Source organism: Amorphus coralli DSM 19760, from assembly GCF_000374525.1.
In the GTDB taxonomy this organism is placed as follows: domain Bacteria; phylum Pseudomonadota; class Alphaproteobacteria; order Rhizobiales; family Amorphaceae; genus Amorphus; species Amorphus coralli.
The window spans coordinates 284,869-299,248 of record NZ_KB894574.1; the positions used below are offsets into that span (position 1 = coordinate 284,869).

Here is a 14,380-nt window from a genome sequence, read left to right on the forward strand (position 1 = left end):
TAACCACGATCGGGTCGGGCGGCAGGAGCCTCTCTGGCTGCGAGAAGCCCTGACGCACGGATCGCGGGGCAGGCAGTGGACCGCAAAGTGCAGGTCAGGCGGCCTTGGTGACCGCGGTGGCGATATCGTCCACCACCTCCTGAACGAGGATGGCGTCGTCACCCTCGCCCATGACGCGGATCAGCGGCTCGGTACCGGACGGGCGCACCACGAGCCGGCCGGCGTTTCCGAGCCGGTCGCGACCCGTATCGATGGCCCTGATGACGATGTCGTCCTCCAGCGGCTTGCCGCCGGAATAGCGCACGTTCTTCAGGATCTGCGGCACCGGCTCGAAGCGGTGGCAGACCTCCGACACCGTGCGGCCGCTCGCCACCACCACGGACAGGATTTCCAGCGCCGCCAGGAGACCGTCGCCGGTGGTCGAATAATCCGACAGCACGATATGGCCGGACTGCTCGCCGCCGACATTGTAGCCATTGGCGCGCATGTGCTCGACGACGTAGCGGTCGCCCACCCGGGTGCGCGCCAGCGACAGGCCGATCCCGTCCAGATAGCGCTCCAGCCCCAGATTGGACATGATCGTGGCCACCACGCCCGGCGCTGTCAGCCGTTCGGCGTTCTGCCAGGACGAGCCGATGACGGCGAGAAGCTGGTCGCCGTCCACCGGCTGGCCCTTCTCGTCGATGACAATGAGCCGGTCCGCATCGCCGTCGAGCGCGATGCCGATGTCCGCCCGCACTTCCTGAACCTTCGCCCGGACCTGGCCGAGGGAGGTGGAGCCGCAGTCGGTGTTGATGTTGGTCCCGTTGGGCTGATTGCCGATCTTCACGACCTCGGCGCCGAGCTCCCAGAGGGCGTCCGGCGCGACGCGGTAGCCCGCACCGTTGGCGCAGTCGATGACAATGCGCAGCCCTTCCAGACTGAGATTCCGCGGAAAGGTCCGCTTGATATACTCGATGTAGCGGTCGCGGACACCGTCGAGGCGCTGGGCCCGGCCGATGTCGGCACCGGTGGCGAGGCGCTTGGTCAGATCCTCCTGCATCAGCCGCTCGATCTCCAGCTCCACCTCGTCGGAGAGCTTGAAACCGTCGGCTCCGAAGATCTTGATGCCGTTGTCCTCGTACGGGTTGTGCGAGGCGGAGATCATCACGCCGATGTCGGCGCGCAGAGAGCGGGTCAGCATGGCGACGCCGGGGGTGGGAACCGGGCCGAGCAGGAACACGTCGACGCCCACCGCCGTGAAACCGGCGACCAGGGCGTTCTCGATCATGTAGCCGGACAGCCGGGTGTCCTTGCCGATCACGACCCGGTGCTGTTGCTCCCCGTTGAGCAGCGCCAACCCGGTCGCCATTCCCACCTTGAGAGCGATGTCCGGCGTCATCGGCCAGCGATTGGCCTGACCACGGATTCCGTCGGTTCCGAAGAAGGTGCGCATGTGGCTTGAACATTCCCTGTGCAGTCGGTTCGGCGTCGCGGCCGGACCGGGCGCAAGAGATATCGCGAGACTGCGGCGGATGTCTCGCCGCAAATCTCAAATCGTGTGCGCAATTGTTACAGTCCGCTGACGCCGCGGCGAACGAAAAAGGCCGGGCGTTTGCCCGGCCTTCTCGGTCCGTGTGGCGGCGGTCGCCCCGGCTCAGCCCTGCGGCTGAGGCTCCAGGCCGCCGGGCTCTCCGCCGCGGTCGTCCTTCTCGCGCGAGCCGCCGGTGGAGGGCACCGTGGCGACGCGCGGACCCTTCGGCGTGTCGTCGTCCATGGTCTCGCGCACGGGCGACTTGCCGTTGAGGAGATCGCGGATCTCGTCGCCGGTAAGCGTCTCGTACTCAAGCAGTCCCTTGGCGATCGTGTGCAGCTGGTCGATGTGCGACTTGAGCAGCGAGTTGGCCGTCTCGTAGCCATCGTTGACGAAGCCCTTCACCTCGGCGTCCACGACCTGCTGGGTCGTTTCCGCCACCTGCTGCTGGCGCGCCACAGAATGGCCGAGGAAGACCTCTTCCTCGTTCTCGGCGTAGAGCAGCGGCCCGAGCTTGTCGGACATGCCGTACTGGGTCGCCATCGCCTTGGCGAGTTTCGTCGCCATGCGGATATCGGCCGAGGCACCGGACGTGACCTTCTCGTGGCCGAAGATCAGCTCTTCCGCCACGCGGCCGCCCATGGCCACCGCGAGATCCGCCTTGCACTTGGCGCGGGTCAGCGAGAGCTGGTCGCGTTCCGGCAGGCGCATCACCATGCCGAGCGCGCGGCCGCGGGGGATGATCGTCGCCTTGTGGATCGGGTCGGACGCCGGCATGTGCAGGGCGACCAGGGCGTGGCCGGCCTCGTGATAAGCGGTGAGCTTCTTCTCCTCCTCCGTCATCACGAGGGTGCGGCGTTCCGCGCCCATCATCACCTTGTCCTTGGCGTCCTCGAATTCCTGCATGGTGACGAGACGCTTGTTGCGCCGCGCCGCCATCAGCGCCGCCTCGTTGACCAGGTTCATCAGGTCTGCACCGGCGAAGCCGGGCGTGCCGCGGGCGATGGTCTTCAGGTCGACGTCGGGCGCCAGCGGCACCTTGCGCACGTGCACCTTCAGGATCTTCTCGCGACCGACGATGTCCGGATTCGGCACCACGATCTGCCGGTCGAAACGGCCCGGACGCAGGAGCGCCGGGTCGAGCACGTCCGGACGGTTGGTCGCGGCGATCAGGATGATGCCCTCGTTCGGCTCGAAGCCGTCCATCTCCACCAGGAGCTGGTTGAGGGTCTGCTCGCGCTCGTCGTTGCCGCCGCCCAGGCCGGCGCCGCGATGGCGGCCGACCGCGTCGATCTCGTCGATGAAGATGATGCAGGGCGCGTTCTTCTTCGCCTGCTCGAACATATCGCGTACGCGGCTGGCGCCGACGCCCACGAACATCTCCACGAAGTCGGAGCCGGAGATGGTGAAGAACGGCACGTTGGCTTCGCCGGCGATGGCGCGGGCGAGCAGCGTCTTACCGGTACCGGGAGGGCCGACCAGCAGCACGCCGCGCGGGATACGGCCGCCGAGGCGCTGGAAGCGCTGCGGATCGCGCAGGAAGTCGACGATCTCCTGCAGGTCTTCCTTGGCCTCGTCGACGCCGGCGACGTCCTCGAACAGGACGCGGCCGTGCGCTTCGGTGAGCAGCTTGGCCTTGGACTTGCCGAAGCCCATCGCCTTGCCGCCGGCACCGCCCTGCATCTGGCGCATCAGGAACAGCCAGATGCCGAGGATCAGGAGCATCGGGAACCAGGTCGCGAGGATGCCCAGCAGCGAGAAGCCGTCATTCGCCGGCTTGGCCGTGATGGAGACGCCGCTGGTCTCGAGCTTGTCGATGTAGTTGGCATCCGATGGGGCGAACGTCTGGAACGCGCCGCCATGGTTGTACTTGCCGGCGATCTGCTGGTCGGTGATCGTCACCGACTGCACGTTGCCCTGGCCAACCTCGTCGAGGAACTGCGAGAAGGAGATCTCGGAGCTGTTGGTGCGCTGGTTCGGGCTCTGAAAGAGCTGGAACAGGGCAATCAGCAGCAAGCCGATAATCACCCAGAGCGCAAAGTTGCGAAACGTGTTGTTCATCACGGCCCTTTCGCAGCCCGTCATTCTTACGCGTGCGGCACCAGGCCGGGCGCCGCCTTTGGCAAAAAGATAGGGTCCCGCCCAGCCGGTGCCAAGCCGGACTGCGCCGAATTCGCAGGACCGCCCGCCTATCCGGTCGACAAGGTTAGCGCGTCGGCCGCGCCACCCGGCGGCTCGGAGGCGAAGCCGGCCTCGACCGCCTCCCGCCAAGCTGGGCCGGCAAAGTGGCCGAATGCAGGCGCCGCAACAAGGCTTTCCCCGGCAAATAGCCCCGGAACGACGGCCAGCACCGCCGCCTCCGCTCCCCCGTCTACAGGCGCAAGCTTGCGCCAGGCGGAACCGAGGGCGCGCACCTGAACGGCCGCCGGGGCCGCGTCGGTGAGCCGCACCCGCCAGCGCCCGTCCCACACCCTCGTGCTGCCGGGATCGACGGCAACCTCCGGCAAGCCCGACCGTCCCGCCTCGCGCGCGATCGCAATCGTTCCGTGGCGCCGCGTCACCAGCGCACCCGACAGGGTGAATCGCCCGTCGGGTCCCTCCGCAAGGCGTGCGGCAGCGCGCTCCAGCCGATCCAGCCGCGGCCCGTAGTCGCCCGCGCACCCAGCGGCCCAGCCGAGCATCCGCGCCAGGAGCCGCAACCGCAGCTCCTGTTCGGCTGCCGCGAAGCCCAAGATGCCGAGACGCAGAACCCCGAACCGGTCGGCCGTGACCTCGGCCGCCGCCAGCCGCTGCACCATGGCATCGAGCGCCGCATCGGCGCGCGCCAGGCGATCGGCCGTCTCGGCGAGCCGACGCGCCGTCAGCCCCTCCTTCGCCAGCGCTGGCATGAGCGCGCGCATCCGCACCCGGGCGAAACGCGCATTGTCGTTTGAGGGATCGTCGCACCAGCCGAGGCCGTCGCGGACCAGCGCAGCCCTGAGCCGCTCCCGCGAAACGGACAGCAGCGGACGGACCAGGTCGACATCGCCGAGCCGGCGGACCGGGCTCATCGCGGCCAGCCCCTTCACGCCGGAGCCGCGCGCCAGCCGGAGCATTACGGTCTCGGCCTGATCGTCGAGGGTGTGTGCGGTGAGGATGGCGCCCGCCCCTTCCGCAACGGCGGTCTCGGTGAGCAGCCGGTAGCGGGCGTCGCGCGCTGCAGCCTGGAGGTCGGATGCCGGCTTGTCGCCGTCCCAGCGACGCACCTCCGTCGGCAGGCCGAGGCGCGCAGCCTCCGCCACGACGAAGCGGGCATCGTCGGCAGAGCCGGTCCGAAGCCCGTGGTCGATGGTCACGACCAGTGCTTCCGGCGCGGCGGGGTTCACCCGCCGCCAGGCCTCGAAGAGCGCCATCAGCGCCAGGGAATCGGAACCGCCGGAGACGGCGAGGACGACGCGGGCATGCCGCCCGGCGGCGGCGAAAAGGCCGCTCAGCTCGTCGCCGGAGAAGGGCCGGTCGTCAGGCGCAGCCGGCACGCTGGCGCTCCTGGCGAGCGCGGTCGAGGAGCGAGGGATCGGCGGCCGGATAGCTCTGCAGAAGCTCGCTGAAGGACGAGCACGCAGCGGTGCCCTCTCCCATGCCGGAGAGCGCGATCCCGAGCTTCAGCAGGCTGTCGGGGGCCTTCTCGCCATCGGGATAGTCGGTATAGCTCTTCAGGAAGGCTTCCGCTGCCTGGGAATGCTGACCCGACTGCAGCAGCGCCTCGCCGACCCAGAACTGCGCGTCGCCGACGCGCGGATCCTCCGGATGCGCGGCCATGAAATTTCGGAAGGCGCTTTCCGCCTCGCCGTAGCGGCCGGCCATCACCAGGCTGTAGGCCGCCTCGTATTCCGCTGTCGCCGAGGTGCTCGGCGCCGCATCGTAGGTGGGCACCCCCGGCAGAGCACCGCTCGGCGGGGAGAGAACGTCGCCACGCGCCAGCGCCGACAGGTCGAGCGGACCGGACGAGCCGATGGACCCCGTCGTCTGCGGGTCACCGAGGCCGGCATCGCGCTGGGTGTCGCCGGCAGAGGGGGCGGAGCCCTCGAAATTCTGACGCCGGGGCTGGCCGCCCTCGAGCTGCTGCAGGCGGAACTCGTTGTCCTCCTGCATGCGCCGCATCTGATCCTGCATCTGCCGCATCTGGTGCGCCATCTGCTCGATCTGGCCGTTCAGCTGGCGGATCTGGTCCTCCAGCCGGCTGATGCGAAGCGTCAGCTCGCCCTGCTGGCGATTGCCGCTGCCCCACTGGACCTGCTGGAACAGGCCATCGGGCGCGGCCATGGCCGGGGAGACGGAAAGCGCGGCGGCGACGACCGCTGCCGCGGCAACTGTGCGTGCAAAGATCATGCGCATCCCTCGATTTCGCGATGGCGATCGGCCTCGACCCTACGCCGATCCGCGACTGAGCCCAATACCACCGCCCTCATGTGCCGATCGTGTGACGGCCCGGTGGCCTCACGCACAAGGGCGCCTTCCGATCTCCGAAAGGCGCCCTCGTGCGTTGCAGTCCGTGACGTGGCCGCGCGAGACGGCCTGCCGGAGCCAGTGGCTTGACGCGTTTCCGGACGGCGAACCGGTTCCCAATTCGCCTGGAAACGCTTTAGCTGCCGGCGTTGTCCAGCACCGTCACCGAGCGGCGGTTCTGCGACCAACAGGATTCGTTATCGCAGACGGCGACCGGGCGTTCCTTGCCATAGGAGATGGTCCGCATCCGGTTCGGGGCAACGCCCCGGCTGGCCAGGTAGGCCTTAACCGCGCTGGCACGCCGGGCGCCGAGCGCCAGGTTGTACTCGCGGGTGCCGCGCTCGTCGGCGTGGCCTTCGACGGTGATGGTGTAGCGGTTGTAGCGCTGCAGCCACTGGGCCTGCTTGTCCAGCGTCGCCTGCGCGGTGCCGGACAGGTCGGAGCTGTCCACCGCGAAGTAGACGCGATCGCCGACATTGACGACGAAGTCCTGCGCCGAGCCCGGAACGGCCTGACCGTTCAGCTGCTCCTGCTTCTGGGCGCAAGCGGCCATGAAAGCCGCGACCAGAATGACGATCGCCGCGCGTCCTGCACTCCGCAGCGAAATATTGGTGACCATTCCAAGTGCTCCTTTTGCCCCCACCCCAGCGGAAGCGTTCTTGCGCGGGACGTTAGGATCCGGTGGTAAAAACTCGGTTCCGAAAGAGGGTTAACGGCGTCAATTCGATCGAACCCGGTAACGATGGCGCGCAATGGTGCAGCGCGGTCCAGCGCCCGGCAAACCCTGTTCGTGCATAGCAGCGTGGCGCTGGTGAGGCAAAATCACGACAACCGGAGCGGAGCACGCTTCCGGCTGCCGGATTTTTGACCCTGCCCCCTCTAGTCGAGGAGCGGCGACCAGGCGGGATCGGAGGAGAAGGTATCCGTCGTCACCCGCATTTCGTTGCGTCCGGTGATATCGACCGTGTAGAGCGACGGGCCGCCCTGGGCGCCCTGCGTCTCGCGGAAGAACATCAGCACGCGCCCGTTCGGAGCCCAGGTGGGGCCCTCGTTGTGATAGCCCTCCGTCAGGATCCGCTCGCCGGACCCGTCGGGCTTCATCACGCCGATGGAGAAGCGGCCGCCGCTCTGCTTGGTGAACGCGATCAGGTCTCCGCGCGGCGACCAGACCGGCGTGGAGTAGCGCCCGTTGCCGAACGAGATGCGCTGCGGATTGGAGCCGTCCGCCCCCATCACGTAGAGCTGCTGGGCGCCGCCGCGGTCGGATTCGAACACGATCTGGCGTCCGTCCGGCGAGAAGGACGGCGAGGTGTCGATGGAGGCGGAGTTGGTCAGGCGGGTGGTGCGGCGCGAGCCGAGGTCCATGGCGTAGATGTTGGCGTTGCCCTCCTGCTGGAGGCTCATCACCACAGACCGCCCGTCCGGCGAGAAGCGCGGCGCAAAGGTCATGCCCGGGAAGTTGCCCAGCACCTCGCGCTCACCGGTCTCAATGTTCAGCAGATACACGCTCGGAACGCCGCCGGAGTAGGACATGTAGGTCACGTCCTGGCTCGACGGGGAGAAGCGCGGCGTCAGCACCAGATCGTCGCCCCGGGTCAGGTAGCGCACGTTGGCGCCGTCCTGGTCCATGATGGCGAGCCGCTTGGTGCGGTCGTTCTTCGGTCCCGTCTCCGAGACGAACACGACGCGCGTGTCGAAGTAGCCCTTTTCGCCGGTCAGCCGCTCGTAGATCGCGTCCGCGATGATGTGAGCGAGCCGGCGCCAGTTGTCCGGCTGGGTGTAATATTGCTGGCCGATCATCTGCTCGGCGGCGAAAACGTCCCACAGGCGGAACTCCGCCTTCAGCCGGCCGTCGGGCTCGCGCGTGAGCGTGCCGGCGACCAGCGCCTGGGCGTCGATCGCGCGCCAGTTCTGGAAGTTCGGCACGGCCGCCGCATCCAGCGTCTGGTCGACATAGGAGGCGGGGTCGAGCGGCCGGAACAGGCCGGACCGCTTGAGGTCGTTGGCGATGACCTCGGTCATCTGCCGCGCCAGATCCGCCTCTCCGCCCGTCGAGCCGAAGCTCGGCAGGGCGATGGGCAGGGGCTCGACCTGGCCCTGGGTGATGTCGATCTGGACCAGGGCCTGGGCGGGCGCGGCAAGGCCGACCGCGCCGATGGCGGCGGCGACCAGCGCCACGGCGCGCAGGCGCCAGCGCTTCAGCGAATTGGAGATCCGGCGCGGGGCCGGAAGGGTCATGTCGAGGGCCATTGGCAAGCTCATCCTCTTGAATGGGCGCAGGCGGGGCCGGTTCGGCCTCAGAAGAGATCGCGTGGATCGAAGGTGACGCGCACCTCGCGCCACGTGTCGTATTTCTCGAGCGGCAGGTTGTAGGGCTGGCACCGCAGCACGGCGCGCCGGGCGCTGTCGGCCGCGGCCTGGAAGAACGGGTTCGAGCTGGAATTGGTAATCGTCGGAGACCCCGAAACGGTTCCGTTCTGGTTCAGGGCCATCTGTACGGTGACGATCAGGTCCTCCGCGCCCTGGGCCCCGATCGGCGGGTTCCAGCAGCGCTGGATCTGCGCCCTCAGCGCGTCCAGCTCGGTCATGGTCATCGCCGCGTTGGTGCCGTCGGACCGAATGCCGGCGGACGCCTGCGAGGCGCCGCTGCCGCCACCGGATGGCTCGACCTTGTTCAGGAGCGCGGAAATCCGGTCGGCATCGAAGCTCTCGTTGGACTGGGACGCGGCCGACTGGGTCGGCTGCTGACGCCGCGGCGGCGGCGTCGGCCGGGCGCGCGGCACCACGTCGGTGGAGGGCGTCGGCTCGGCCTCGGCCTGCTGTTCCGGTTCCGGCTGGGGCTCCGGTTCGGGCTCGGGCTGCACCTCTTCCTGCGGAGCGGGTTCGGGCTCCGGCTCGCTCTCGGCTTCCGGCTCCGCGGCTTCCTCAGCCGGCGCCTCGGGCTCCTCGGACGGAAGCGGCGCGGCGGATTCGGCCGTCGACGGGTTCTCGCGCTCCGCCGGGCTGTCGGCCGGCGTTTCGGTCTCGCCGGCGCTCTCCGCCTCGCTTTCGCTTTCGACGCTTTCCACCTCGGGCTTCGGTTCCGGCTCCACCGGCGCCGTTGGCGACCCCATGGAAATGTCGGTCACCTCGCCGATGGTGACGAGCTCGATCGGCAGCGCTTCGATGGGCTTGGCCGCGAACGATTCCGCGTCCGGCCACGCGATCACGCTCCAGAGGAGAATCGCGCCGTGTCCTGCCACAGAGACGATCAAGCCGACACGCATGGGAAAAAGATCTAGCCTTCGATTACCGCTTCAAGGGTCCGACCCGTTCACATTCGCCGGAAGGGCCCATGGCTCAGCCTCAGTTCGAGGCGCTCTCGGGTTCCTGCTCGGTAACGAGGCCGATGCGCTTGAAGCCGGCCGAGTTCAGCCGCCCCATCACCCGCATGATCGACCCGTAGCCGACGTCCTGGTCGCCGCGCACGTAGATGCGCTCGTCGTAGCCGTTCTGCGCGATCGCGGTGAGCCTCGGCACCAGATCGTCGATGGCGATCTCGCTGTCCTGCAGGAACACCTGGCCCTGCGCGTTGATCGACACGGTCAGCGGCTCGGTGTCACCTTCGAGCGGCTTCGCACGCGATTGCGGCAGATCGATGGGAACGCCCACCGTCAGCAGCGGCGCCGACACCATGAACACGATGAGCAGCACCAGCATCACGTCGACGAACGGCGTGACGTTGATCTCGCTCATCGGCTGGTAGCGCGGCGCCCGGCGCCGGCCGCGTCCGCCGGAAGAGTTGGATACCTGCATGCCCATCGGTCAGTAGCGCTCTTCTTCCAGCCGCTCGTCGATCTCGCGGGTCAGGATCGCCAGGAACTCGTCCGCGAACGCGTCCATGCGCGAGATGATCTTGGAGACGTCGCCTGACAGCTTGTTGAAGAAGATCACCGCGGGGATGGCGGCAAGAAGGCCGAGGGCTGTCGCAAACAGGGCCTCGGCGATGCCGGGAGCGACGACGGCGAGATTGGTGCTTTCCGAGACCGCGATGGCCTGGAACGAGGTCATGATACCCCAGACCGTACCGAACAGGCCGATGAAGGGACCGGCGGAGCCGACCGAGGCGAGCACCGCGAGCTTGCTTTCCAGCCGCTCGCCCTCGCGCGCAATGGTCAGCGTCATCACCCGGTCGAGACGCTGGGAGAGGCTCGCCAGCGCCGGGTGATCGCCCTCGTGGCTGCGCTTCCACTCCGTCATTGCGGCAACGAAGATCGCCGACAGGGCGTGGTTGGTGCGCCCCGACAATGTGCGGAACAGGTCTTCCAGGGACTGGCCCGACCAGAACGCATCCTCAAACCGGTTCATCGCCGCGCGGGTGCGCCGGTACAGAAGCCACTTGTCGATGATGATCGCCCAGCACCAGACCGACGCCGAGATCAGTCCCAGCATGACGATCTTGACGACGATGTGCGCCTGCCAGAACAGCCCGAACAGGGAAAAGCCGGAATGGGCGGCGAGATCGGCGCCGGCAACGGCAACGGTGGAGTCCATGGTTCGTCCCGACTTTGCTTCTCGTCACCCGTCGGCCGGCTGAGGCGCGTCGCGCCGCTGGCCGGATCGGATGGGAGGCAGGTGTCAACGTGAGGGTTCGAGGGTGACCGGCGCCTCTGTCGGCACAGAGTTTGTCAAAACTGCGACTCCCGCTGGAAAACGGGCGTCTACACCTCTCGCCAATTAGGGTGAACAGACCGTTAACCGGCCGGCCCCTCATCGCGCGAGACCCGCTCCAGAAGCAGGGCCAGCACCGGTTTCGGCAACCTGCGCGGGCGTCCGTCCGGCGAGATCACCACAGCCTCCACCTCTGCACGCACCAGCGGCTGTTCGCGCTTGAGCACCACCTGGCTCAGCGTGAGCCGGGCGGCGGTGGCGCGGACGAGCCGAGTTTCCACCTCCAGAACGTCGTCGATGCGCGCCGGTGCCTTGAACTCCAGGTTCATGGCCCGCACCGCGAAGGCGATGGCGGCACCGTGGGAACCGTCGGCCAATTCATTGTGATGGACGCCGCACAGCCGCAGGAAGTCGGATCGTCCGCGCTCCAGGTAGCGCAGATAGTTGGCGTGATAGACAACGCCGGAGAAGTCGGTGTCCTCGTAATAGACGCGCACCGCCAGTCGGTGGCTGTCGCCCACGAGCCTGCCTGCGAGATCTGGCCAGTCGGTCATGCGCTGTCCTGCGATGTGGCTTTATTTCCGGCCGAAGAGCCGCTCGATGTCGGAAAGCTTGAGTTCCACGAAGGTCGGGCGGCCGTGGTTGCACTGGCCGGACTTCGGCGTTGCCTCCATCTCGCGCAGGAGCGCATCCATTTCCTCCGGCTTGAGGCGCCGGCCGGTCCGGACCGAGCCGTGGCAGGCCACCGTGGCGGCCACATGGTCGAGCCGGTCGGCCAGCCGCTCGGAGGTCTCCCATTCGGCCAGGTCGTCGACCAGATCGCGCACCAGCCCCTGGATGTCGAGCCGGCCCGCCAGCACCGACGGCACCTCGCGCACCGCCACGGCGCCGGGACCGAACGCCTCGACGACCAGCCCGGTCTCGGCCAGGGCGTCGGCGGCGGACACCAGGCGCTCCACGTCCTCTTCCGGCAGATCGACCACCTCCGGCACCAGCAGCATCTGCCGGGCGACGCCGGAGCGGGCACGCTCCGCCTTCAGGCGTTCGTAGACGAGGCGCTCGTGGGCGGCGTGGCTGTCGACGATGACGATGCCGTCACGGGTCTGGGCGAGAATGTAGTTCTCGTGGAGGTGCGCCCGGGCAGCCCCGAGAGGCCGGTCGAGGTCGCCCTCCGTCTCCGGCCGGGAGAAGGCGCGGGTCTCGGCGGAGGGGGTGGCGAGGGCGGAAAAGGCCGCCTGGCCCTCCTCGTGGAAGCCGGTGGCGGCGGCGGGCGTCTGCGCACCGTAGGCCTGCGCAGACGGGTGCGCGGGCGCTGCGCGATTCTGCGCGATCGTGCGCGATTGCGCAGGATTCGGGTGCGCGGACCATCCGCCCCCGCCGGCCGTGCCGGACGCCGGTGCCGCGTGTGGACGCAGCGCGTCGATGGCGGAGCGGGCCGTCGCGGTGTTGGCGGCAAGCCCGGCCTGGGCGAGCGCGTGCTTGATGGAGCCCACCAGGAGCCCCCGGACGAGGCCTGGATCGCGGAAACGCACGTCGGCCTTGGCCGGATGCACGTTGACGTCCACCTCGGCCGGGTCGAGCTCGATGTAGAGGGCTGCAACGGGATGGCGGTCGCGGGCCATGACGTCGGAAACCGCGCCCCTGAGCGCGCCGAGCAGCAGCTTGTCGCGCACCGGGCGACCGTTGACGAACAGGAACTGGTGCTGCGAGTTCGCCCGATGGAAGGTCGGCCGGCCGATCAGGCCCTCCAGCCGCACGCCCTCGCGCGCCGCATCGATGACCAGCGCGTTGTCGACGAAGTCGCGGCTGATGACGTCGGCGATGCGGGCCGCGTCTGCCCCCTCGCCCTCGCGGGCCGGATAGTCGGTGCGGCTGCGATCCGAGCCGGTCAGCACGAAGCGCACCTCGGGATGGGCGAGCGCCAGCCGGCGCACCACGTCGGAGATGGCGTTGGCCTCGGCCCGGTCGGACTTCAGGAACTTGAGCCGCGCCGGGGTGGCGAAGAACAGGTCGCGGACGTCAACGATGGTTCCGGCCGACAGCGCCGCCGGCTTCGGCCCTTCGCAGAGCCCGCCTTCCACCGAGATCGTCCAGCCGCTGTCGCCGCCGCGTGCCCGGGTGGAGATCGACAGCCGCGCCACCGAGCCGATGGACGGCAGCGCCTCGCCGCGAAAGCCAAGCGTTGCGATGGAGAACAGCGTGTCCTCGGTGAGCTTGGAGGTGCAGTGGCGCTCCACGGCCAGCGCGAGATCCTCCCGGCTCATGCCGCAGCCGTCGTCGATGACCCGGATCAGGCTCTTGCCGCCGGCCGCGGTGACCACCTCGATGCGCCGCGCACCGGCATCGATGGCGTTCTCCACGAGCTCCTTGACGACGCTCGCGGGGCGCTCCACCACCTCGCCTGCGGCGATCCGGTTGATCACGGCACTGGAAAGCTGGCGGACGGGCATGGCGGTCGGACGGTCTCGCGTGGCGATTCGAGCGAAGGGTTAACGCCCGACAATGACGGATTCGCGGTCGCGGGTCAGGCCCCGTCCACACGGCCTCCACTGCTCGGCCGACGGGTCGATCGGTCCGGCGATATCCAACCACACGCCTTTTTGCAGTGCAGCGGCTTGACCCGGAGACGGGTTGAGGCGATGCCCTTGCCCATCATGACACACGCCGCCCCCGACTTCCCCACCGGTCTCTCCGCCCTCGCTCCCGAATACGACGCGCTGCTCGTCGATGTCTGGGGCGTGATCCACAACGGCGTCACCCATTTCGAGGCGGCGGCCGATGCGCTGGTGCGCTTCCGGCGCGAGCGCGGCGGCTCGGTGGTGCTGATCACCAACGCGCCCCGCCCGCACCCGCCCATCGTCGAACAACTCGTCGAGCTGGGCGTGCCGGACGCCGCTTACGACGCGGTGGTGACGTCGGGCGACGTGACGCTGGGCCAGATTTCCGGTCTGGGCGTGGAGCCGATCTACCATATCGGCCCGGAGCGCGACCTGTCGCTGTTCGACGGGCTGGGGGTGCGCCTTGTCGAGGCGGAGGCCGCGCAGGCCATCTGCTGCACCGGCCTCTTCGACGACTGGAACGAAACGCCGGAAGACTACCGTGAGGGCCTGTCGGCTCTCGCCGCTCGCAAGCTGCCCTTCGTCTGCGCCAATCCCGACATCGTCGTGCAGCGCGGTGGCGAGCAGATCTACTGCGCCGGCGCGCTGGCCCAGCTCTACCGCGAGCTCGGCGGTGAAGTGCGCCTGGCCGGCAAGCCGCACCCGCCGATCTACGAGGCGGCCTTCGCCCGGCTCCAGGAGGTCATGGGCAGCGCCCCCGACCGCGACCGGGTGCTTGCGGTGGGCGACGGGCTGATGACCGACATCCGTGGCGCCGTCGGCCAGGGCCTGGCCGCCCTTTTGATCACCCAGGGCATCCACTCCGCCGAGTTCGGCCCGCCCGACGCGCCGGATCCGCAGGCGGTGGCCGACCGGCTGGGCCGCGACGGACTGGCGGTGCGCGCCGTGCTGCCCAGCCTTCGCTGGTAGGCGCGAGTCCTTCTCCCACCTTGCGTCGGCCACGCGGACCGCGCACCGTCATGAAACGGTGAAAGCCCGTGTCCTATGAGCGGGACACGGGCGGAAAACCGGATTCCACTTTTCCTCGTCCCGAAGATCTTTCCCTTGCGCGGGACGCGGGCGGAAAACCGAATTCCACTTTTCCTCGTCCCGAAGGTCTTTCCCTTGCGCGGGA

The 14,380-nt window shown here is 68.6% G+C and carries 12 protein-coding genes; 1 reads left to right on the top strand and 11 read right to left on the bottom strand.

Going from position 1 to position 14,380, the window contains the following annotated elements; all coding sequences use genetic code 11:
* Nucleotides 1-94: 94 nt before the first annotated feature.
* The 11 genes from glmM to mutL all read right to left on the bottom strand — a co-directional run bounded on the left by glmM (nt 95) and on the right by mutL (nt 13,098).
* Nucleotides 95-1,435, bottom strand: a complete 1,341-nt coding sequence (gene glmM, locus C507_RS0114370) for a phosphoglucosamine mutase (RefSeq protein ID WP_018700406.1) — start codon at nt 1,433-1,435, stop codon at nt 95-97.
* Nucleotides 1,436-1,636: 201 nt separating this feature from the next.
* Nucleotides 1,637-3,574, bottom strand: coding sequence for an ATP-dependent zinc metalloprotease FtsH (ftsH, locus tag C507_RS0114375; RefSeq protein WP_018700407.1), 1,938 nt, complete (start codon nt 3,572-3,574; stop codon nt 1,637-1,639).
* A 128-nt stretch (nt 3,575-3,702) separates the two neighbouring features.
* The gene (tilS, locus tag C507_RS21465) at nt 3,703-5,028 is read right to left on the bottom strand and encodes a tRNA lysidine(34) synthetase TilS (RefSeq protein WP_018700408.1); all 1,326 of its coding nucleotides are present in this window, start codon (nt 5,026-5,028) and stop codon (nt 3,703-3,705) included.
* Nucleotides 5,012-5,881, bottom strand: coding sequence for a tol-pal system protein YbgF (gene ybgF / locus C507_RS0114385; RefSeq protein WP_026319103.1), 870 nt, complete (start codon nt 5,879-5,881; stop codon nt 5,012-5,014). The genes tilS and ybgF overlap by 17 nt, the downstream gene beginning before the upstream one ends.
* A gap of 253 nt (nt 5,882-6,134) precedes the next feature.
* On the bottom strand, nt 6,135-6,617 hold the full coding sequence (gene pal, locus C507_RS0114390; RefSeq protein WP_018700410.1) for a peptidoglycan-associated lipoprotein Pal: 483 nt from the start codon (nt 6,615-6,617) through the stop codon (nt 6,135-6,137).
* 260 nt (nt 6,618-6,877) lie between these two features.
* Nucleotides 6,878-8,248 (bottom strand): Tol-Pal system beta propeller repeat protein TolB, encoded by a 1,371-nt coding sequence (gene tolB / locus C507_RS0114395; RefSeq protein ID WP_018700411.1) that lies wholly within the window; start codon nt 8,246-8,248, stop codon nt 6,878-6,880.
* A 47-nt stretch (nt 8,249-8,295) separates the two neighbouring features.
* Nucleotides 8,296-9,264: a TonB C-terminal domain-containing protein gene (locus C507_RS0114400; RefSeq protein ID WP_018700412.1), complete on the bottom strand. Its 969-nt coding sequence runs from the start codon at nt 9,262-9,264 to the stop codon at nt 8,296-8,298.
* A gap of 79 nt (nt 9,265-9,343) precedes the next feature.
* Nucleotides 9,344-9,799 (bottom strand): protein TolR, encoded by a 456-nt coding sequence (tolR, locus tag C507_RS0114405; protein WP_018700413.1) that lies wholly within the window; start codon nt 9,797-9,799, stop codon nt 9,344-9,346.
* 3 nt (nt 9,800-9,802) lie between these two features.
* Nucleotides 9,803-10,531 (bottom strand): protein TolQ, encoded by a 729-nt coding sequence (tolQ, locus tag C507_RS0114410; RefSeq protein ID WP_018700414.1) that lies wholly within the window; start codon nt 10,529-10,531, stop codon nt 9,803-9,805.
* A gap of 200 nt (nt 10,532-10,731) precedes the next feature.
* Complete coding sequence (ybgC, locus tag C507_RS0114415) at nt 10,732-11,202, bottom strand: tol-pal system-associated acyl-CoA thioesterase (protein WP_018700415.1); 471 nt, start codon at nt 11,200-11,202, stop codon at nt 10,732-10,734.
* Nucleotides 11,203-11,223: 21 nt separating this feature from the next.
* Entirely contained in the window at nt 11,224-13,098 is a 1,875-nt protein-coding gene (gene mutL / locus C507_RS0114420) for a DNA mismatch repair endonuclease MutL (protein WP_018700416.1), read from the bottom strand.
* A 189-nt stretch (nt 13,099-13,287) separates the two neighbouring features.
* On the opposite strand from mutL, the gene C507_RS0114425 reads away from it, so the two are divergent.
* Nucleotides 13,288-14,175, top strand: coding sequence for a TIGR01459 family HAD-type hydrolase (locus C507_RS0114425; RefSeq protein WP_018700417.1), 888 nt, complete (start codon nt 13,288-13,290; stop codon nt 14,173-14,175).
* Nucleotides 14,176-14,380: the final 205 nt, after the last annotated feature.

Coding starts and splice junctions, on each gene's coding strand:
- glmM (WP_018700406.1), bottom strand. CDS start 1,435: ATGCGCACCTTCTTCGGAACCGACGGAATCCGTGGTCAGGCCAATCGC.
- ftsH (WP_018700407.1), bottom strand. CDS start 3,574: ATGAACAACACGTTTCGCAACTTTGCGCTCTGGGTGATTATCGGCTTG.
- ybgF (WP_026319103.1), bottom strand. CDS start 5,881: ATGATCTTTGCACGCACAGTTGCCGCGGCAGCGGTCGTCGCCGCCGCG.
- pal (WP_018700410.1), bottom strand. CDS start 6,617: ATGGTCACCAATATTTCGCTGCGGAGTGCAGGACGCGCGGCGATCGTC.
- tolB (WP_018700411.1), bottom strand. CDS start 8,248: ATGGCCCTCGACATGACCCTTCCGGCCCCGCGCCGGATCTCCAATTCG.
- C507_RS0114400 (WP_018700412.1), bottom strand. CDS start 9,264: ATGCGTGTCGGCTTGATCGTCTCTGTGGCAGGACACGGCGCGATTCTC.
- tolR (WP_018700413.1), bottom strand. CDS start 9,799: ATGGGCATGCAGGTATCCAACTCTTCCGGCGGACGCGGCCGGCGCCGG.
- tolQ (WP_018700414.1), bottom strand. CDS start 10,531: ATGGACTCCACCGTTGCCGTTGCCGGCGCCGATCTCGCCGCCCATTCC.
- ybgC (WP_018700415.1), bottom strand. CDS start 11,202: ATGACCGACTGGCCAGATCTCGCAGGCAGGCTCGTGGGCGACAGCCAC.
- mutL (WP_018700416.1), bottom strand. CDS start 13,098: ATGCCCGTCCGCCAGCTTTCCAGTGCCGTGATCAACCGGATCGCCGCA.
- C507_RS0114425 (WP_018700417.1), top strand. CDS start 13,288: ATGCCCTTGCCCATCATGACACACGCCGCCCCCGACTTCCCCACCGGT.